This window comes from Streptomyces sp. R-07 (genome assembly GCF_049913175.1).
In the GTDB taxonomy this organism is placed as follows: Bacteria; Actinomycetota; Actinomycetes; order Streptomycetales; family Streptomycetaceae; genus Streptomyces.
Genome location: NZ_CP183978.1, coordinates 6,577,602 through 6,596,111 on the forward strand (window position 1 = coordinate 6,577,602; position 18,510 = coordinate 6,596,111).

Genomic DNA, 18,510 nt, shown 5'->3' on the forward strand with positions numbered 1-18,510 from the left:
GAGACGGAATGGCCATGACCACGGCCGGATACGGCAGCTGGCCCTCACCCGTCGGCGCGGCGCTCGCCGCCGCGCACGACGGGCGGCCCGAGTACCTCGGCGCCGTCGGCGACGAGCTGTGGTGGACCGCGCCCCGCCCGGCCGAGGGCGGCCGGCGCGCCCTGGTCCGGCGGCGCGCCGACGGCACCGAGGAGAGCCTGCTGCCCGACCCGTGGAACGTCCGCAGCCGGGTCATCGAGTACGGCGGGCAGCCCTGGGCGGCGGTCGCGCGGCCGGCGGACGGACCGCTCGCCGTGTTCTGCCACTTCCCCGACCAGCGGCTCTACCGGTACGAACCCGACGCCGGCCCCGGGTCGGAGCCCCGGCCCCTCACCCCCGTCTCCGCCGTCGGCGGCGGACTGCGCTGGGTGGATCCGGTGATCCACCCCGACCGGGGCGAGGTGTGGTGCGTCCTGGAGGAGTTCACCGGTCCCGCGCCGACCGACGTGCGCCGCGTCCTCGCCGCCGTGCCCCTCGACGGCTCGGCAGCCGAGGACCGCGCCGCCGTGCGCGAACTCTCCGACGGACGCCACCGGTTCGTGACCGGGCCCCGGCTCTCCCCGGACGGCCGCCGGGCGGCGTGGATCGCCTGGGACCATCCCCGGATGCCCTGGGACGGCACCGAGGTCCAGCTCGCCGAGGTCACCCCCGACGGCACCCTGGGAGAGGCCCGGACCGTCGCCGGAGGGACCGCCGAGTCGATCCCTCAGGTCGACTGGGACGCGGCAGGACGCCTGCTCCTCGCCAGTGACCGCACCGGCTGGTGGAACCTCTACCGCGCGGAGGTCGAAGCCGACGGCGGCCTGGCCGAACCGGTCGCGCTCTGTCCCCGCGCCGAGGAGTTCGGCGGCCCCCTGTGGAAGATCGGACAGAACTGGTTCACTGCCCTGGAGAACGGGCTCATCGCCGTCGTCCACGGGAAGGGCACCACCACCCTCGGCATTCTCGACCCCGAGCGCGGCGACCTCGTCGACACCGCCCGACCCTGGACCGAGTGGGCCCCGACGCTCGCCGCGCACGGCACCCGGGTGACCGGCGTCGCCGCAGGACCACGCAGCTCGCCCGAGCTCGTCGAACTCGACACCCGCACCGGCCGCACCCGCGTGGTCGGCGCCGCGCACACCGACGCCGTCGACCCCGCCCACTACCCCGAGCCCCGCGTCCGCACCTTCACCGGACCCGGCGGGCGGGAGATCCACGCCCAGATCCATCCGCCCCACCACCCCGAGTTCACCGGGCCCGAGGGCGAGCTGCCGCCCTACGTGATCTGGGCCCACGGCGGACCCACCGGGCGCGCCCCGCTCGTCCTCGACCTGGAGATCACCTACTTCACCTCGCGGGGCATCGGCGTCGCGGAGGTCAACTACGGCGGCTCCACCGGCTACGGCCGGGAGTACCGGGAGCGGCTGCGCGAGCAGTGGGGCGTCGTCGACGTCGAGGACTGCGCGGCCGTCGCGGCGGCGCTCGCCGCCGAGGGCACCGCCGACCCGGCGCGGCTCGCCGTGCGCGGCGGCAGCGCGGGCGGATGGACGTCCGCCGCGTCCCTCGTCTCCACCGAGGTGTACGCGTGCGGCACGATCATCTACCCCATCCTGGACCTGCGGGGCTGGGCCACAGACGAGACCCACGACTTCGAGTCCGAGTACCTCCACGGACTGATCGGACCGCTCGACGAGGTGCCCGCGCGGTACAAGGAGCGCTCGCCGATCGAGCACGTCGAGCGCGTCACGGTCCCGTTCCTGCTGCTCCAGGGCCTCGACGACGTCATCTGCCCGCCCGCGCAGGCCGAGCGCTTCCTCGCCCGCATGGCGGGCCGGGGCGTCCCGCACGCCTACCTCGCCTTCGAGGGGGAGGGGCACGGCTTCCGCAGGGCCGACACGATGACCCAGGCGCTTGAGGCCGAACTCGCCCTGTACGTACGGACCTTCGGCATCGACCGCACGGACGTGCCGACCCTGGAGTACCGCACATGACCGCCCCGTCCGCTGCCGTGGAACCCCTGACCCGGGCCGAGCGGCTCGGGCCAGGGGCGCGGGTCGCCGTCGTCGCCCCCAGCGGGCCCGTCCCCGAGGAGCGGCTCGCCGCCGGGCTCGACGTCCTGCGCGGCTGGGGCCTGGAACCGGTGGTCGCCCCGCACGTCCTGGACGCGCACCCCACGCTCGGGTACCTCGCGGGCGCGGACCGGGCGCGGGCCCGCGATCTGACCGAGGCCTGGTGCGACCCCTCGGTCTCCGCCGTGCTCTGCGCGCGCGGCGGGTTCGGGGCCCAGCGCATGGTGGACCTGGTGGACTGGGCGGCGATCCGGGCGGCCGGGCCCAAGGCGTTCGTCGGCTACAGCGACGTCACCGCCCTGCACGAGGCATTCGCCGTCCGCGCCGGCTTCGCCACCCTGCACGGACCGATGGTCGCCGCCGGCACGTTCCTGTCGGACCCGCGCACCCAGGAGTCGCTGCGGGCCACCCTCTTCGAACCGAAGACCGTCCTCACGCTCGGCCTGGAGACGGCACGGACCTTGGTGCCGGGCCGCGCCCGGGGCGTGACGCTCGGCGGCTGCGTCAGCCTCCTCGCCGCCGACCTCGGCACCCCGCACGGGCGGCCCTCGGCGCGCGGCGGGCTGCTGCTCCTGGAGGACGTGGGGGAGGAGCCGTACCGCCTCGACCGCATCCTCACCCAACTGCTGCGCTCCGGATGGCTCGACGGGGTCGCGGGCATCGGCCTCGGCTCCTGGGCGGAATGCGGGCCGTACGAGGAGGTGCGGGCGCTGCTCGCCGACCGGCTCGGCGGGCTCGGGGTGCCGGTCGTGGAGGAGATGGGCTTCGGGCACAGCACGACCGCGCTGACCCTGCCGCTTGGCGTGCCCGCCGCACTCGACGCGGACACGGGCACGCTCACCCTGGACGTACCGGCACTGCGCTGAGCGGCAGTTGTGCGCGCGCGACGCCGACACCCCTCGCCCCGCAGGACGGGACGGGGGCGCGTCGGCATGACCCGACGCGGGGCCGGGCCGCCCAGCCCGCGGCCTCGGCCGTAGGTGGTGGGCCCTGCCGAGGTGGCGGTCGGCGGCGCACGTTCGGCATACCGTCTGGTCGTCCCGAGTGCGACCCGCCGCCGGGGGTTCTACTCCGGCGCCGTCCTGCGCTGGTGCGCGGCGGCCTCGTCCCGGCTCGTCTCCAGATGGCGCAGGGCCAGCTTCTCGACGCGCTCCACGTCCCGCGCCTCGATCCCCCGGTACAGCTCCGCGTGCTCCTCGGCGACGACGGTGAAGTCGTCGTGCTGCCCGAGCATCCAGCGCATCCGGCTGCGCAGCGTCGCGTTGAGCTCGCTGAGCAGGGCGTTGTCGGCAAGTTCCGTGACGGTCTCGTGGAAGTCGGCGGCCGCCCGCCGGGCGGCCTGGCCGTCGCCCTTGGCCGCGGCCGCCAGCTCGGCGTCGAGATCGGCGCGGAGCTGCGCGAGCCCCGCCCGGGTGCGGCGCTGCGCGGCGAGCCGGAAGCCGAGGACCTCCAGGGCGGACCTGACCTCGCCGAGGTCAGAGATGTCGGACGCGGTGAACTCGCGGACCACCGCCCAGGTGCGCGGGCGCGGCGTCACGAGGCCCTCCGCGACCAGGTCCCTCAGCGCGTCGCGCACCGGCAGCCGGCTCACGTCCAGCTCGGCCGCGATCTCGCGCTCCACGAGCCTGCTGCCGGGTGCCCGGGTCCCGTCGATGATCTGATCGCGCAGGGCGCGCGTGACCCGCTCCGATTCGGGTTTGAATTCCTCAGCGCCTGTCATGTCGCCATTCTCCCATCGAGGGGCGGGCGGCGATCCGCAGGACCCGGCCGTCCGGGCGGGGTGGGCCGCCTTCACTGAATCTCCGTCAACAACCTTCGTCCGGCGCGTTGACGGGGTTATGACACGTGTCACAGCATGGGCGCTGCCCGGGTACCTACCAGTCGGTAGGTGCGGCGGGCCTCTCGGTGTCGTCCTCAGTGGAGGTCTCTGTGTCCCGTGCCGTGCCCCGATCCCGCAAGGTCCTCGCGCTCGTGGCCGGTGCGGCCGCGCTCGCCGCGCCGCTCGCCCTCGCCGCACCCGCGGAAGCCGTCGGCACGGAGGCGGCCGGCGCCGGTACGGAGGCGACCGGTGCCGGTACGGAGGCGACCGGTGCCGGTACGGAGGGGCCCGCGGCCGCCCCGTACACCGTCACCCCGCTCCGGTTCACCGTCGAGGCGGGCGGCCGGAGTTGCGTGGTCGACGCCGACCTCTACCGGCCGGCCGGTGCGGACGCCGCACACCCAGCGCCCGCCGTCCTCACCACCAACGGCTTCGGCGGCAGCAAGAGCGAGGGTTCCACCGCCGCGAGCGGAAAGGCCTTCGCCGAGCGCGGCTACGTCAGCCTGGTCTACTCGGGCCTCGGCTTCGGGAAGTCCGGCTGCCTGATCTCCCTCGACGCCCCGGAGGCCGACGGCCGGGCCGCCGCCCGCCTCGTCGACTTCCTCGCCGGCACCCGCGCCGCCGACGACGGCACCCGCGCCGACTTCGTCACCCAGGACGGCGCGGGAGACCCGCGCGTGGGCATGATCGGCGGCTCCTACGGAGGCGCCGTCCAGCTCGCGGCCGCCTCCGTCGATCCCCGTATCGATGCCCTCGTCCCCCTCATCACCTGGAACGACCTCGCGTACGCGCTCGCGCCCAACGCCGCCGACCGGGCCACCCCCGGCGTCTTCAAATGGCAGTGGGCCAACGGCTTCTACCTCATCGGCGAGGGCCAGCCCCTGCTCTCCCCGTCCCTCGACCCCAGCCGGATCAACTCCCTCGGCTGCCTGCACTTCGTCACCGACGCCTGCGACACCGTGAAGCTCCTCAACTCCGGCCGCTACCCGGCCGACGCGACCGAGAAGATGCTCACCTACGCCCGCAGCGTCTCCCCGGTCTCCTACCTGGACCGCGTCACCGCCCCCACCCTGGTCATCCAGGGCCAGAGCGACAGCCTGTTCAACCTCAACGAGGCGCGCGCCACCTACGACCGGCTGCGCGAGCGCGGCGTCGACACCCGGATGATCTGGCAGTCCTGGGGCCACAGCGGAGGACAGCGGCCGGGCGAGCTCGACCTCGGGAATCCCGAGGGAAGCTACGTCGGACAGCGCGTCCTCGCCTGGTTCGACCGGTACCTCCACAAGAACACGGCCGCGGACGCCGGCCCCGCCTTCGCCTGGTACCGCGCGGGGCAGAGCGGCTACGGCACCGCGGACCGGGTCCCGGCGCTCAGCCAGCGGCTGTACCTCTCCGGCGACGGCAAGCTCGTCGACAACCGTACGAAGGTGGCCCGGGGCTCCCGCCAGTACAGCAACTGGCTCGTCCCGACGAGCCACTCGGAGTCCTCGCTCGCCGGGATGATCGGGCTCCCCGACCCCCGGCCGTACGACATCCCCGGTACCTACCTCGGCTGGACCAGCGCCCCGCTCACCGCGCCCGTCGACCTCGTCGGCGCGCCGAAGGCGACCCTCCAGGTCGTGTCCCCGGCGACCGAACGCGTCCAGGACTCCGGCGACGCCGCCGACAAGCTCGTCCTCTTCGCGAAGCTCTACGACGTCGCGCCCGACGGCACGAAGACCCTGGTCAACCGGCTGGTCGCGCCGGTACGCGTACCGGACGTCACCCGCCCCTTCACCGTCGAGCTGCCGGGCATCGTCCACCGGTACGAGACGGGCCACCGGCTGGAGTTCGTCGTCGCGGCGAGCGACACGGCGTACTCCGGCAACCGGGGCATCAAGCCGGTGACCGTCGTCAGCGCCCCGGAGTCCACGGGGACGCTCTCCCTCCCCCTGGTGGAGGGGAGGGTCGGCTAGCTCACAGAGCCGCGTATCCCGGGCGGACGACCTCGTCGACGAGCCGCTGCCGCTCCGGCAGCGGCAGGAAGGCGGCCTCCAGCGCGGCGACCGTGAACTCCTCGAAGACCTCCGGGCCGTACCCGAAGGCGTCCACCATGTGCTGGAACTCCTCGCTCATGGTGGTGCCGGAGACCAGCCGGTTGTCGGTGTTGAGCGTGATCCGGAAGCCGAGCCGGCGCAGCTCGTCGATCGGGTGCGAGGCGTAGTCCTTCGCGGCGCCCGTCTGCAGGTTGGACGTCGGGCAGACCTCCAGGGCGATGCGGTTGTCCCGGACGTACGAGGCGAGCCGGCCCAGCGTGCCGTCCTCGGCGATGTCGTCCGTGATCCGCACGCCGTGGCCGATCCGCTCGGTGCCGCAGACCTGCACGGCCTCGTGGATCGACTCCGCGCCGACGGCCTCGCCGGCGTGGATCGTGAAGTGGCAGTTCTCCCGCTTCAGGTGCTGGAAGGCGGGGAGGTGGCGGGCCGGCGGGTTGCCTATCTCGCCGCCGGCGATGTCGAAGCCGGCCACGCCCTTGTCCCGGTGCGCGACCGTGAGCTGCGCGATCTCCAGCGAGCGGTCCGTGTGGCGCATCCCGGTCAGCAGGGTGCGGACGGTGATCCGGCCGCCGGTGCGGCGCTCGCCCTCGCGGAAGCCGTCGTTGACCGCCTCGACGACCTCGTCGAGGGTCAGACCGCCCTCCAGGTGCTGCTCGGGGGCGTAGCGGATCTCGGCGTAGACGACGCCGTCCGCCGCCAGGTCCTCGGCGCACTCGGCCGCGATGCGCGTGAGTGCCTCGCGGGTCTGCATGACCGCGCAGGTGTGGGCGAAGGTCTCCAGGTAGCGCTCCAGCGAACCGGAGTCGGCGGCGTCCCGGAACCAGACCGCGAGCTCGGCCGGGTCCTCGGTCGGCAGCGCGGTGTAGCCGCACTCCCGAGCCAGCTCGACGATGGTCGCGGGGCGCAGCCCGCCGTCGAGGTGGTCGTGGAGGACGGCCTTGGGGGCCCGGCGGATCCACTCGGAGACGGTGGCGGCGGCAGGCGTGGCAGGGTTGTCAGACAAGTGCATGGCGGGGAAGTGTACGCCACGGCCTCGCCGGCCGCTGTGACGGCTCTGACAGGGGGCTGGGCGGGCCCTCGGCGGTACGGGGCCCGGCGCTCAGTGCGACTGCAGTACCGGCAGCGCGGGCGTTCCCGTCGGCAGCATGTGCTTCGCGGCCAGGACCGGGGTCTCGCCGACCCGTACGACCTGCGTGACCAGGACCGCGGGGGTGTCCGCCGGGCGGCCCAGCTGCTCCCCGCGCCGCCGTCCGAGGAGCGTCGCCGTGATGCCGCTGTGCGCGCTCAGAGCCGTCTCCCGCGAGGCCGTGACCAGGACCGCGAGCATCGAGGCCGCGCCACCGGCGGCCGCCTCCGCCTCCGCCTCCCGCAGGGCCCGCGCGAACTCCGGGTGCACCCGTTCGAGCAGCTCGTCGGGTGCCGCCCACTCGTGGCTCAGCGCCGCCGACGCACCCTCCCCGGACAGTACGGACTCCCAGAACCGCAGCTCGGCGCGGGCGGGCGCCAGCAGGTGCTGGGTGGTGAAGTCGGTCGGCTCCTCGACGGTCCTGAGCAGCGCCCGCACCCGCAGCGGGGCGCCCGCGCCGATCAGGCCCTCCAGCGGCTGGATGTGCTCGAACCCGCGCCGGGGCGGACGGTCGTTGACCGTACGGCCCACCCCGCGCCGTACCGTGAGGACCCCGTCCTCCTGGAGCAGCAGCAGCGCCTCGCGCAGGGCCGGCCGGCTGACGCCCAGCTCGGCGGCGAGCTTCGGCTCGGAGGGGAGCGTGGAGCCCGGCGGGTAGGTGCCGTCGTGGACGGCGTCCGCGATCCGCTCGTAGAGCGCCACGACCGGTCGCCGCCGCTGTCCGCTGACCGCCACGGCCCCTCCTCGTCTCGTCCCCGGCCTGGACTCCTCCGGGTCTCCGCACCACGGTAGTCGGCCCACGTTGTCTGACAAGTCACCCGTACGGCCCTCCTCGCCGTCACGGGGAGGCTCCGTCCGTCCCATTCTGGTCCCACGGCTGTGGCCGGGTACGACCGACGGCACGACGGAGGAGAGGGGCCGGGCATGAGTCCCAAGGAGACGCCACGGAGATCGGGCGGGGGCACGTCCCGGTTCGCCGGAGCCTTCACCCCGGGCCGGATCGCGATGCTGGCCGTCGCGGTCCTCACCCTGGTCTTCATCTTCGAGAACACCCGCGAGGTCAAGATCCGGCTGCTGATCCCCGAAGTCACCATGGCGCTGTACGTGGCGCTGCTCGCGACCGCCCTCCTCGGCGCCGCCTGCGGCTACTACTTCGCCGCCCGGAGGCGGAAGTGAGGCGGGCCGTCGTCGTCGTCGGCGCGGTCCTGGCGCTCGCTGCCGTCGCCGCCTCCTCGGCGGAGGAGACCGCCGCACCCGGCGACGACGCCGGGACACGGCCGGTGCCGGACTTCCTCGGCCGGGGCCTGTGGCGGGTCTTCACCCGTCTGGACCGCCGGACCCGGCTCGACGTCCACGACGTGAGCGGCCGCGACCGGCGGGTGCTCTGGCCGCCGCGCTGGCAGGTCTGCACCCAGTACCCGGCGGCGGGCACGGCCCTCGACCGGCGCACCACCGTCATGATCGGAGTCGTACGGAAGGGCGAGACCTGCCCACCCCGCGTCCGCGACGCCCGCCGCTGAACGCTGCCCTGCCCTGCCCTGGCCCTACGCGGCGGTGCCGTGGCGTGCCGGTGAGCGGCGTGCCCGTGCCCGTACGTGAGGGGGCCCCGTGCCCGTACCGGAATGCTCGGCGCCGCCCTGCCCGTACCCGGCGGTGCCGTGCCGCTCTCGCACGCGGCGGTCCCGCACCGTCACGCGACGGTGCCGCGAAAGGCCCCGACCGCCACCACACAAACGACATAGCCTGGCCGCATGTCCGACGAACCCGGCACCTACCTCACCACCGGCCCCCGCGTGGGCCTGCGCGCCTTCTCCCCGGCCGACGCCGAGGAGTTCACCGCCCGCGCCCGCGAGAGCCGGGAACTCCACCGCCCCTGGCTCTTCCCGCCGTGCACGGCCGAGGACTACGCCACCTACGCGGGCGGTCTGATCGCGGACCCGGCGCGGGCGGGCTTCCTGGTGTGCGAGCGCGCCGACGACGGCGCGATCGCCGGCTTCGTCAACATCAACAACATCGTCCGCGGCGCCTTCCGCAGCGGCGCCCTCGGCTACGGCGCCTTCGCGCACGCCGCCGGGCGCGGGCTGCTCACCGAGGCCCTCGGGCTGGTCCTCGGGTACGCCTTCGGGCCCCTCGGGCTGCACCGCCTGGAGGCGAACATCCAGCCGGGCAACACCGCCTCCCGCGCCCTCGTGCGCCGCGCCGGCTTCCGTCTGGAGGGCTTCTCGCCGGCCATGCTGCACATCGACGGGGGCTGGAAGGACCACGAACGCTGGGCGATCACCGCACCCGACGAGCCCTAACGCTTGTAGTTGATCTTCATCGTGTCGAGGTCCGTCACGGTCGACCGCAGCGCCTTGTGGCCGTGGCCCAGCTTCCCGAGCGCCGTCTCCACCCGGTCCTCCGCGATCGCGCCCGCCATCTCGTCGCCGTCCTCGGCGTCCGAGACGACGACCAGGCGGTACGAGAAGTGCTTCAGCGTCCGGTCGTAGGCCAGCGAGCCCTCCTCCGTGAACTGCATCGCCGTCAGCCCGTGCGCGTCCACCTCGGCGAGCAGCCGGGACCGGCTCTCCTCCGACAGACCGTCGAACGTGCCGCGCACGATGACCCGGTAGGTGTGCTGCGTGCCCATTCCTCGTACTCCCTGTGTCACTGGCCCCCGGCCGCCACCACGGCGAGCCGACCCTCCACACTACGGCGGCGGGCACCCGCGCCGCCGGGAATATCCGGCGCCCCACCCCCGTGTCCTTTGCCGAAGCCTGACGTGGAGAACCCCTGGTCAGGACCGGCTCCGGCGTGTTCCATGGATCAATGACGACCGTACGACGTGCCGTACTGACGCTGCCCGCGGCCCCGTTGGGCCCGGACAACCCTCTCCCCGCACTACGGGCCCCCGGCGCCGGGGCCCACGCGGTCGACGCGCGGACCCTCGCGGAGCTTCCGCGCGACATGGCCCGGGGCATCGGACGGGCGACCCTGCGCAGCCTGCTCCCCGCCCCCGTGCGCGACGGCTACGGCCGCGAGCGCACCCCCGCGGACCTCGACACGATCGTGATCGAGAACGACCGGCTCCGGGTGACCGTGCTCCCCGGCCTCGGCGGCCGCGTCCACTCCCTGCACCACAAGCCCACCGGACGCGAACTCCTCTACCGCAACCCCGTCCTCCAGCCCGCCGCCTTCGCCCTCAACGGCGCCTGGTTCTCCGGCGGCATCGAGTGGAACATCGGAGCCACCGGCCACACCACCCTCTCCTGCTCGCCCCTCCACGCGGCCGTCGTCCGCGCCCCCGACGGCGGCCCGATGCTCCGCCTGTGGGAGTGGGAGCGGCTGCGCGACCTGCCCTTCCAGGTCGACCTGTGGCTCCCGGAGGGCTCCGACTTCCTGTACGCCGGCGTCCGCGTCCGCAACCCCCACGAGCGGACCGTCCCCGTCTACTGGTGGTCCAACACCGCCGTCCCCGAGGACCGCAGGGTCCTCGCGCCCGCCGACGCGGCCTGGCACCACGGCTACGAACGCGGCCTGAACCGCCTCCCCGTGCCCGTCACCGAGGACGGCGTCGACCGCTCGTACCCGCTGAACGGCGCCCACGCCGCCGACTTCTTCTACGACCTGCCCGAGGAGCAGCGCCGCTGGATCGCCGCCCTCGACACGGACGGCGCCGGGCTCGTCCAGACCTCCACCGACCTGCTGCGCGGCCGCAAGCTCTTCCTGTGGGGCGCCGAACGCGGCGGCCGGCGCTGGCAGGAGTGGCTGACCGAGCCCGGCACCCCCGGCTACGCCGAGATACAGGCCGGCCTCGCCCGCACCCAGCTGGAGCACCTGGAACTCGCGGGCGGCGAGGAGTTCAGCTGGCTGGAGGCGTACGGACCGCTCGCCGCCGACCCCGCCGCGGCGCTCGGCGAGGACTGGTCCGCCGCCCGCGCGGACGTCGAGTCGAACCTCGCGGCGGCGCTGCCCCGCGAAGCCGTCGACGCGGCGTACGACGCCTGGCGGGAGGGCGCGGCGGACGCCGAGCCCGAGACGGTCCTCGCGGCGGGTTCCGGCTGGGGAGCCCTCGAAGTCCTGCGCGGAGGGCACGAGTTGCCGGGGACGCCGTTCCCCGAGTCGACACTCGGTCCGGACCAGGAGCCCTGGCGGGAGCTCCTGCGCACCGGCGTCCTGCCGCCCCCGCCGAAGGGTGCGGGCCCCGGCGCGCCGCTCGTCGCCGCCCCCTGGCGGGACATGCTGGAGACCGCCCCGGCCGACCCGTCCACCGAGTACCACCTCGGCATCGCCCAGTGGCACGCCGGAGACCGCGCCCAGGCGGTACGGAGCTGGGAGCGCGGACTCCACCGGGCCGAGGTGCGCTGGCCGCTGCTGTACTGCCTGGCCGTCGCCGACCGGGAGGACGGGCACCCGGAGCGGGCCGCCGAGCGGTTCGCGGAGGCCTTCGCCGACCACGAGGACCACGACGCCGGCGAGCTCGTGGCCGCCGCCCTCGGGCGCGAGGCCACGGCGGCGCTGCTCGCCACCGGCCGGGCCGGCCGGCCCCGGGAGCTGTGGACGCGGCTGCCGGACGAGGTCCGGGAGCGAGGGGCCTTCCGCTTCCTGGAGATCCGGATCCTGCTCGCCGAGGGCCGGACGGCCGAGGCACGCGCCGTCTTCGACGAGGGCTTCGAGGTCGCGGACCTGAGGGAAGGCGCGGAGATCCTCGGCGAGGCGTGGGCGGAACTCACCGACGAACCCCTGCCGGACGCCTACGAGTTCAGGATGCGCCCGAGCTGAGGCGCGCGGGATGCGGGCCCGCCGGGGAGACGGCGGGCCCGCTGAGGTGCGGGTCAGGGCACCCGGCGCAGGGTCTTGCCGTGCGGGTCGGGAGGCCCGGCGCAGGGTCTTGCCGTGCGGGTCGGGAGGCCCGGCGCAGGGTCTTGCCGTGCGGGTCGGGACGCCCGGCGCAGGGTCTTGCCGTGCGGGTCAGGGCACCCGGCGCAGGGTCTTGCCGTGCGGGTCAGGGCACCCGGCGCAGGGTCTTGCCGTGCGGGTCAGGACGCCCGGCACAGGATCTCGCCGTGCGGGACCATGAACCAGGCGTCCTCCTGCTGGCCCCACTCCCGCCAGGCGTCCGCGATCGACGCCAGTTCGGCCCTGGTCGCGTGCCCGCCGGTGACGGCCAGATCGGCGTAGGCGGAAGCGGTCGTACGGTCGGCCCACAGGCCGCTCCACCACTCCCGCTCCTCGGGGGTGGCGTAACACCAGGTGCCGGCCGTCGTCGTGATGTCGGTGAAGCCCGCCTGCCGGGCCCAGGAGAACAGCCGCCGTCCCGCGTCCGGTTCGCCGCCGTTGGCGCGCGCGACCCGGTGGTACAGGTCCCGCCATCCGTCCAGTGCGGGCGGCTCGGGGTACCAGGCGAAGGCCCCGTAATCGCTGTCCCGGGCCGCGACGACCCCGCCGGGGCGGCACACCCGGCGCATCTCGCGCAGGGCCTGGACCGGATCGCCGACGTGCTGCAGCACCTGATGGGCGTGGACGACGTCGAAGGAGTCGTCGGGGAAGTCCAGGGCGTGGACGTCGGCGACCGCGAACTCGACGTTGTCCAGGCCGCGTTCGGCGGCCACCGCGCGGGCCTTCGTCAGGACGTCCTCGGCGGCGTCGACCGCGGTCACCCGGCCCGGAGCGACCAGCGCGGCCAGATCGGCGGTGATGGTGCCGGGCCCGCAGCCCACGTCCAGGACGTCCAGGCCCGGGCGCAGTTCGGGCAGCAGGTAGGCGGCGGAGTTGGCGGCGGTCCGCCAGGTGTGCGAGCGCAGGACCGACTCGTGGTGGCCATGGGTGTAGACGGCGGTCTCATGGGCCGCGGGCTGCGCGGAGGCGTGCGTCATCGAACCGACTCCCTCGGTGTGGGTGCGTGCCTCCACCGTATGCGCGTCGGCCGAATGATGAGACCTGCGTCTTGAGATGTGGACAAGGTTCAGCTCAACAGGTCCCGACGGTACCGGAGTTCCTCCAGGAGCCGACCGCCCGTCTCCTCCCGGACCGTCGTCCCGTCCGGCCGCCAGCCCGCGGCCTCGTAGAACCTCCGCCCCCGCGCGTTGCCCGCGAAGACCCACAGCGCCGCCGCCCGGAACCCGCGCGCGACGAGCGCCTCGGTGGAAGCCGACATGAGCGCCCGCCCGACGCCCGTGCCCCAGACCTGCGGCAGGGCGTACAGCGCCGCCAGCTCGGCGGTGCTTCCGGGCGCGAACTCCTCGCCGGGCCAGGGCCGGAAGCAGGAGAACGCGACCAGCCGCCCGTCGTCCCCCGTCGCCACGAGCGCGGTGGGCCGGTCCGGGGCCGTGAGGCGGGCGCGCCACACGGCGGCGCGCTCCTCCGGGTCGAGGGCGTCGAGATACGGGCCGGGGAGCAGGTCGCGGTAGGCGGCCCGCCAGGAGAGGACGTGCACGGCGGCGAGTTCCGCCGCGTCTTGGGGAAGCGCTTCACGAATCGACATGGCGCATTCTGGCCCGGGGGCCACCCGGACCGCCCCCGCATTCCGGCGGGGCCGTACGCCTCCATGGACCGGTCCGCCCCACGGGGCCTTCCCGCGGCCCGGCTCCGTGCCTGCCCTCCGTCACCCGGACGGCCCTGACCGATCGGGCCGGAAACGACCGCGGTCTCCACAACCCACCAAGCCGAGCCGGCCCCCGACACCCCCTGGACCCCGGGCGCCGCCGCGCGGACCGCCAGAACCCGCACCCCCCGCCCGTGCGGGCACGCGCCCGCGCCCCCGCCATCGCCCGTGTGGGCAATCGTCCCGCTGGGGCGGGACGGGTGGGCACACGGGACGGCGCCTTTGCGGGCGCCTCCGCCCCCTGTACCTGCCCGCACCACGTGTGCGGCGCGCAAAGGGGTGCGGGTTCGGGCGCGGGAGCCTCTGGCGCCGGCAAGGGCGCCGTCCGTTGTGCCCACCCGTTCCGCCCCTGCGGAACGTATGCCCACAACGGGGGGCGGGGGCGTGCCGGCCCCGCGCCCGAGGCGGCCGCAGTGGGGGCGTCGCGTCTGGGCGGGCGGAAACGTCTGAATCTTCGTATAAAGGGCACGGGGGTGCCTTCCCGGCGCCCCCGTGTGCTCAGGAGGTACGGGACATGCGGCAGACGGCTCCGGAAGGCCGTGGACCGGTGCGCTACGGACCTCCCGCACCGGACACCGGCCTCCCCGTCCTGCCCGGACTCGCCGGGCTCCTCGCCGCCGCCGCCGGGCGGACCACCCCCGAGCCGCCCGGCGGCGGGCCCGTCCTGCGCGAGGCCGCCGCCGGCTACTGGTGGCGCCGTGGCCTGCGCACCCACCCCGAGGACGTGGTCGCCGCCCCCGGCGCCCCCGTCCTGCTCCTGGCCCTGATCGCCGCCCACGGCGGCGACCTCCTGCTGCCCCGCCCCTGCCCCGCCTGGTGGACCCCGCAGGCCCGGCTCCTCGGCCGCCCCGCCTACCACGTGCCCACGCCGGCGGAGGCGGGCGGCGTCCCCGACCCGTTCGCCCTCCTGGAGACCGTCCGGCGGATCCGCGCCGAGGGCGGCGACCCCCGCGTCCTGCTGCTCTCCGTCGCCGACGACCCCACCGCCACCGTCGCCGCGCCCGAGCTCGTCCGTGAGGCCTGCGAGGCCGCCGTCGCCGAGGGCCTGCACGTCATCAGCGACGAGACCTGGCGCGACACCCTCCACCACCCGCACGACATCGTGCTGCTCAGCCCCGCCGAGATGTGCCCCGACGACGTCACCGTCCTCGTCGACCTCGGCGGCGCCCTCACCCCCGCCGCCTGGCCCTGCGCCATCGCCCGCTTCCCGCCCACCGACCCGTCCCGCGCCGACCGCTGGACCGACCGCAGGGCCCGCGTCCTCGACGTGCTCACCGCCCTCGGGGCCCTCGTCCCCGGGCCCGTGGCCCCCGCCATGGCCCACGCCCTCGACGAGCCCGAGGACGTCACCGCACGGGCCCGGCGCGCCGCCACCGTCCACGGACGTCTCGCCGCGGCCGCGCACCGCACCGTCCTCGCCGCCGGAGCCCTCGCCCGGCCCCCGCAGGCCGGCCGCCACCTCTACGCCGACCTCGGACCGCTGCGCGCCGGGCTCGCCGCCCGGGGCGTCACGGACTCCCTGGAACTGGAGAGCCACTTCACCACGCGGCTCGGCGCCCCGGCGACTGGTGGTCACCGCTTCGGCGACGAACTCGGCGCGCTGCGCGTCAGGTTCGGCACCGACATGTTCCTCGGCAGTACCGAGGAGGAGCGCGCCGAGGCCCTCGGGGCGGCCGAGCCCGTGGAACTGCCGCATGTGGCAAGCGCGTTGGAGGACTTCGGAGGAGCCCTGGAGGAACTCCGGTGAGCACGGCCGTACGTCGACGTCCCACGTCCACTCCACGAAGCGCCGAGCACGAGCGGAACGGAGCCCGCAGATGACCGAACGGACGGCACCCCCCGCTCGCGCCGCGCAGACCCGGTACGCCCCCGACCGGGTCGCGCCCCCCGCGCCCGCCCCCGTCCTCCAGCCCGTCGGCCGGCTGCGCCACGACTGGCCCCGCACCTTCGCCGACCGGCTCACCGCACCCCTGCCCGGCGTCCGGGCCCTGGCGCGGCTCGCCCGCGAAGGAGCCGTACGCCCCCGTCCCGAGGGCCTCCGCGACATCCCCCTGCTGCCCTTCGAGCCCGGCCCGCTGCCGCCCGCCGGACCCGACACCCTCGCCGTCACCTGGGCCGGGCACGCCAGTTGGGTCCTGCGCGTCGGCGGGCTCACCGTCCTCACCGACCCGGTCTGGTCCCGCCGCATCTTCGGCACTCCGGCCCGGCTCACCCCGGTCGGGGTCCGCTGGGAGGACCTGCCACCCGTCGACGCCGTCGTCATCAGCCACAACCACTTCGACCACCTCGACGGCCCCACCCTCAAGCGGCTGCCCCGGCACACCCCGGTCTTCGTCCCGGCCGGACTCGGCCGCTGGTTCGCCCGCCGCCGGTTCAGCCGCGTGACCGAGCTCGACTGGTGGGAGGCCGCCGAACTCGACGGCGTCCGCTTCGACTTCGTCCCCGCGCACCACTGGTCCAAGCGCACCCTCCTGGACACCTGCCGCTCCCTGTGGGGCGGCTGGGTGCTCACCGACCGGGCCGGGCGCCGGATCCACTTCGCCGGGGACACCGGTTACGGCCACTGGTTCGCCGAGATCGGCCGCCGCTACCCCGGCATCGACCTGGCGCTGCTCCCGATCGGCGCCTACGACCCGCGCTGGTGGCTCAGCGACGTCCACACCGATCCCGAGGAGGCGGTCCGCGCGCACCAGGACCTCGGCGCGCGGCGGATGGCGCCCATGCACTGGGCCACGTTCGTGCTCTCCTCCGAGCCGGTCCTCGAACCCCTCACCCGGGTGAGGGACGCGTGGGAGAAGGCCGGTCTGAGCCGCGAGGACCTGTGGGACCTGCCGATCGGCGGCTCACGGGTGCTCGTGCCCTGACGGGGCCCCGGACCCCCTGACCCGCCGCCACACTGCCGGGACCGCGCTGATCAGCACCGTCAGGCCGACCGCCGCGACGACTCCCTGCCAGGGCTCCGGGAAGAGCGAACCGCCCAGGATCCCGATCAGCTGGTACGTCGCCGCCCACGCCAGGCACGCCGCCACGTCCGCCCGGACGAAGCGGCGCAGCGGCATCTCGGAGAGCAGACACGCCAGCATCACCGGGATCCGGCCGGCCGGAACGAGCCGGGACAGCACGAGCACCGACACCTGATGCGTGTCGAGCCGCTCCTGCGCGTGCGCGAGCCGGTCCGGCGTCACCCGGGACCGCAGCGCGGCGAGCCACCGCGAGCCGTTGCGGGAACGGACCCCGCGCTGCCCGAGCCAGTAGAGCGCCGTGTCGCCGAGGCACGCGGCGGACGCCGCCACCAGGAAGACGAAGATCAGCGAGAACGGCGAGGACTGGTGGAAGGCGACCACCGCCGCCGAACTGACGATCGCGCCCGTCGGCACGATCGGCACCAGCGCGCCGAGCGCCACGAGCAGGAACAGCGAGGGATAGCCGACCGCCTGCTGCGTCGACTCCGGAGGCAGCTCGCGCACCGCCGTGACCATCCCGGTGACACCGAGGATCACCGTGCGACCTCCGGCCGCACCCGGTCGCCGTGGCCGAGGAGGTGGACCGCCACCTTCGGCGCGAGCCGGGCCGCGTGCCGGACGAACTCGTCGCCCGGTGCGTGGAACTCGTGCGGCCGGACCCCGTCGAGCCCGATCGGCCAGTACGTGCCGTAGTGCACCGGCACCGCCGCGGCCGGCGAGAGCGCGGCGAGCGCCTCGGCGGCCCGCCCCGCGTCGAGGTGGCCGTGCCCGAGGTAGGGCCCCCAGCCGCCGACCGGCAGCAGGGCCACGTCCACCGGGCCCACCGCGTCCGCCATGCCGTCGAACAGGCCGGTGTCCCCGGCGAAATACGTACGGGCCTCGCCCTCGACGACGTACCCGAGCGCGGGGACGCGGTGCGGTCCGACCGGCAGCCGCCGCCCGTCGTGGAGCGCCGGCACGGCCCGTACCGTCACGCCCTCCACCGTCACCGCGTCGCCCGGCGCCACCTCGGTCAGCCGCAGCCCCGCCCGGTCGAGCCGGCGAAGCCCCGGTACGGCGGCGGGCGCGCCCCGCGGCACGAGGATCCGCGTCCCCGGCGGGAGCAGCGCGAGCGAGGGGAGGTGGAGGTGGTCGGCGTGCAGGTGCGAGACGAGGACGGCCTCGGCGCGGGCGGCCTCGGGCGGCGGCAGGGCGCCGCGCCGCCGGCGCAGGTGCGCGAGCCGCCGCGCGAACAGCGGATCGGTGAGGAAGCGGACCCCGGAGTCCTCGACCGTGCAGGTCGCGTGCCCCCACCAGGTGACCTCCACCGGCATGCCGCCCTTCCGCTGTCTGTCGTCCGCTGTCTGTCGTCCGTCGTCCGCTGTCCGTGGCCGCTGCATGACGTCGTTCCGTAACGAGAGTAAATGTCCGGAGCGTGCTCCGGAGGATGTTCGGGCGTCACCTTCCGGCAGTAGGGTCGGCCCATGGACGACGTTCGGGTGGCGGCGATCGCCAGTCTCACCCCGCTCGAAGAGCTGGACAGCGACCCCTTCCTTGTCGACACGCGCCGCCAGCACGCGGTGTGCGCGCGCTGGGCCGACGACAAGGGATACGTGCTGGCCCGTCAGCTGTTCTGCTACGGAATCAGCCCGGACCACGCGGCGCTCTGGGCCGATGTGGAGGCCGGGACGGTGGACCTCTTCGTGGCCCCCAACGAACGCGTCCTCGCACGCGCGTTGACCTCGGTGCCGGGCTTCCGCGCCGAGTGCGAGCGACGCGGTGTGCGCGTGGAGACCGTGGGACTTGACGAACCTCCGTACGACACCGCGGCCAAGGCCGGGGTGCACCGGCGGCTCTCGATGCCCACCGCGGGGTACGACGGCTCCTGAGGTCGCGTCGCCGGCGAGACCCTCC

Annotated in this window: 18 protein-coding genes; 10 read left to right on the forward strand and 8 right to left on the reverse strand. The window is 74.9% G+C overall.

Annotated elements, in window-relative coordinates:
• Positions 1–14 precede the first annotated feature (14 nt).
• Both ACN9M0_RS30125 and ACN9M0_RS30130 read left to right on the forward strand, forming a co-directional pair.
• A complete protein-coding gene (locus ACN9M0_RS30125) occupies positions 15–2,012 on the forward strand; it encodes a prolyl oligopeptidase family serine peptidase (RefSeq protein WP_426405345.1) in 1,998 nt (665 codons plus the stop codon).
• Entirely contained in the window at positions 2,009–2,956 is a 948-nt protein-coding gene (locus tag ACN9M0_RS30130; RefSeq protein WP_366040085.1) for a S66 peptidase family protein, read from the forward strand. The genes ACN9M0_RS30125 and ACN9M0_RS30130 overlap by 4 nt, the downstream gene beginning before the upstream one ends.
• A gap of 200 nt (positions 2,957–3,156) precedes the next feature.
• Here ACN9M0_RS30130 and ACN9M0_RS30135 read toward each other — a convergent pair whose 3' ends face one another.
• The gene (locus ACN9M0_RS30135; RefSeq protein WP_366040086.1) at positions 3,157–3,810 is read right to left on the reverse strand and encodes a GntR family transcriptional regulator; all 654 of its coding nucleotides are present in this window, start codon (positions 3,808–3,810) and stop codon (positions 3,157–3,159) included.
• Between the two features lie 197 nt (positions 3,811–4,007).
• On the opposite strand from ACN9M0_RS30135, the gene ACN9M0_RS30140 reads away from it, so the two are divergent.
• Positions 4,008–5,864 carry a CocE/NonD family hydrolase gene (locus ACN9M0_RS30140; protein ID WP_426404517.1) on the forward strand — a complete coding sequence of 619 codons (1,857 nt, stop codon included), beginning with the start codon at positions 4,008–4,010 and terminating at the stop codon, positions 5,862–5,864.
• A 1-nt stretch (position 5,865) separates the two neighbouring features.
• On the opposite strand, the gene ACN9M0_RS30145 is transcribed toward ACN9M0_RS30140, so the two are convergent.
• Both ACN9M0_RS30145 and ACN9M0_RS30150 read right to left on the reverse strand, forming a co-directional pair.
• Positions 5,866–6,954 (reverse strand): adenosine deaminase, encoded by a 1,089-nt coding sequence (locus ACN9M0_RS30145; protein WP_399696661.1) that lies wholly within the window; start codon positions 6,952–6,954, stop codon positions 5,866–5,868.
• A gap of 90 nt (positions 6,955–7,044) precedes the next feature.
• Positions 7,045–7,806, reverse strand: a complete 762-nt coding sequence (locus tag ACN9M0_RS30150; protein ID WP_366040089.1) for a GntR family transcriptional regulator — start codon at positions 7,804–7,806, stop codon at positions 7,045–7,047.
• A 189-nt stretch (positions 7,807–7,995) separates the two neighbouring features.
• Between ACN9M0_RS30150 and ACN9M0_RS30155 the strand changes: the two genes are divergently transcribed.
• The 3 genes from ACN9M0_RS30155 (at position 7,996) to ACN9M0_RS30165 (ending at position 9,371) form a co-directional block, all read left to right on the forward strand.
• A complete protein-coding gene (locus ACN9M0_RS30155) occupies positions 7,996–8,247 on the forward strand; it encodes a DUF1049 domain-containing protein (RefSeq protein WP_366040090.1) in 252 nt (83 codons plus the stop codon).
• On the forward strand, positions 8,244–8,591 hold the full coding sequence (locus ACN9M0_RS30160) for a hypothetical protein (RefSeq protein ID WP_426404518.1): 348 nt from the start codon (positions 8,244–8,246) through the stop codon (positions 8,589–8,591). The genes ACN9M0_RS30155 and ACN9M0_RS30160 overlap by 4 nt, the downstream gene beginning before the upstream one ends.
• Before the next feature lie 231 nt (positions 8,592–8,822).
• Positions 8,823–9,371 (forward strand): GNAT family N-acetyltransferase, encoded by a 549-nt coding sequence (locus tag ACN9M0_RS30165; RefSeq protein WP_366040092.1) that lies wholly within the window; start codon positions 8,823–8,825, stop codon positions 9,369–9,371.
• On the opposite strand, the gene ACN9M0_RS30170 is transcribed toward ACN9M0_RS30165, so the two are convergent.
• Positions 9,368–9,700: a DUF6204 family protein gene (locus tag ACN9M0_RS30170; RefSeq protein ID WP_426404519.1), complete on the reverse strand. Its 333-nt coding sequence runs from the start codon at positions 9,698–9,700 to the stop codon at positions 9,368–9,370. The genes ACN9M0_RS30165 and ACN9M0_RS30170 overlap by 4 nt on opposite strands.
• A 179-nt stretch (positions 9,701–9,879) precedes the next feature.
• On the opposite strand from ACN9M0_RS30170, the gene ACN9M0_RS30175 reads away from it, so the two are divergent.
• A complete protein-coding gene (locus ACN9M0_RS30175) occupies positions 9,880–11,832 on the forward strand; it encodes a DUF5107 domain-containing protein (RefSeq protein WP_426404520.1) in 1,953 nt (650 codons plus the stop codon).
• Positions 11,833–12,089: 257 nt separating this feature from the next.
• Here ACN9M0_RS30175 and ACN9M0_RS30180 read toward each other — a convergent pair whose 3' ends face one another.
• On the reverse strand, positions 12,090–12,926 hold the full coding sequence (locus ACN9M0_RS30180; protein WP_366040095.1) for a methyltransferase domain-containing protein: 837 nt from the start codon (positions 12,924–12,926) through the stop codon (positions 12,090–12,092).
• Positions 12,927–13,015: 89 nt separating this feature from the next.
• Positions 13,016–13,534, reverse strand: a complete 519-nt coding sequence (locus ACN9M0_RS30185) for a GNAT family N-acetyltransferase (RefSeq protein WP_399696669.1) — start codon at positions 13,532–13,534, stop codon at positions 13,016–13,018.
• A 634-nt stretch (positions 13,535–14,168) separates the two neighbouring features.
• On the opposite strand from ACN9M0_RS30185, the gene ACN9M0_RS30190 reads away from it, so the two are divergent.
• Positions 14,169–15,401, forward strand: a complete 1,233-nt coding sequence (locus ACN9M0_RS30190; RefSeq protein ID WP_426404521.1) for an aminotransferase class I/II-fold pyridoxal phosphate-dependent enzyme — start codon at positions 14,169–14,171, stop codon at positions 15,399–15,401.
• A 70-nt stretch (positions 15,402–15,471) separates the two neighbouring features.
• The gene (locus ACN9M0_RS30195) at positions 15,472–16,518 is read left to right on the forward strand and encodes an MBL fold metallo-hydrolase (protein ID WP_366040098.1); all 1,047 of its coding nucleotides are present in this window, start codon (positions 15,472–15,474) and stop codon (positions 16,516–16,518) included.
• Here ACN9M0_RS30195 and ACN9M0_RS30200 read toward each other — a convergent pair.
• Positions 16,498–17,133 carry a DedA family protein gene (locus tag ACN9M0_RS30200; protein WP_426405346.1) on the reverse strand — a complete coding sequence of 212 codons (636 nt, stop codon included), beginning with the start codon at positions 17,131–17,133 and terminating at the stop codon, positions 16,498–16,500. The genes ACN9M0_RS30195 and ACN9M0_RS30200 overlap by 21 nt on opposite strands.
• Positions 17,134–17,150: 17 nt before the next feature.
• Positions 17,151–17,930 (reverse strand): MBL fold metallo-hydrolase, encoded by a 780-nt coding sequence (locus ACN9M0_RS30205; protein WP_366040099.1) that lies wholly within the window; start codon positions 17,928–17,930, stop codon positions 17,151–17,153.
• 150 nt (positions 17,931–18,080) lie between these two features.
• On the opposite strand from ACN9M0_RS30205, the gene ACN9M0_RS30210 reads away from it, so the two are divergent.
• Positions 18,081–18,485 (forward strand): hypothetical protein, encoded by a 405-nt coding sequence (locus tag ACN9M0_RS30210; RefSeq protein ID WP_366040100.1) that lies wholly within the window; start codon positions 18,081–18,083, stop codon positions 18,483–18,485.
• Positions 18,486–18,510 lie beyond the last annotated feature (25 nt).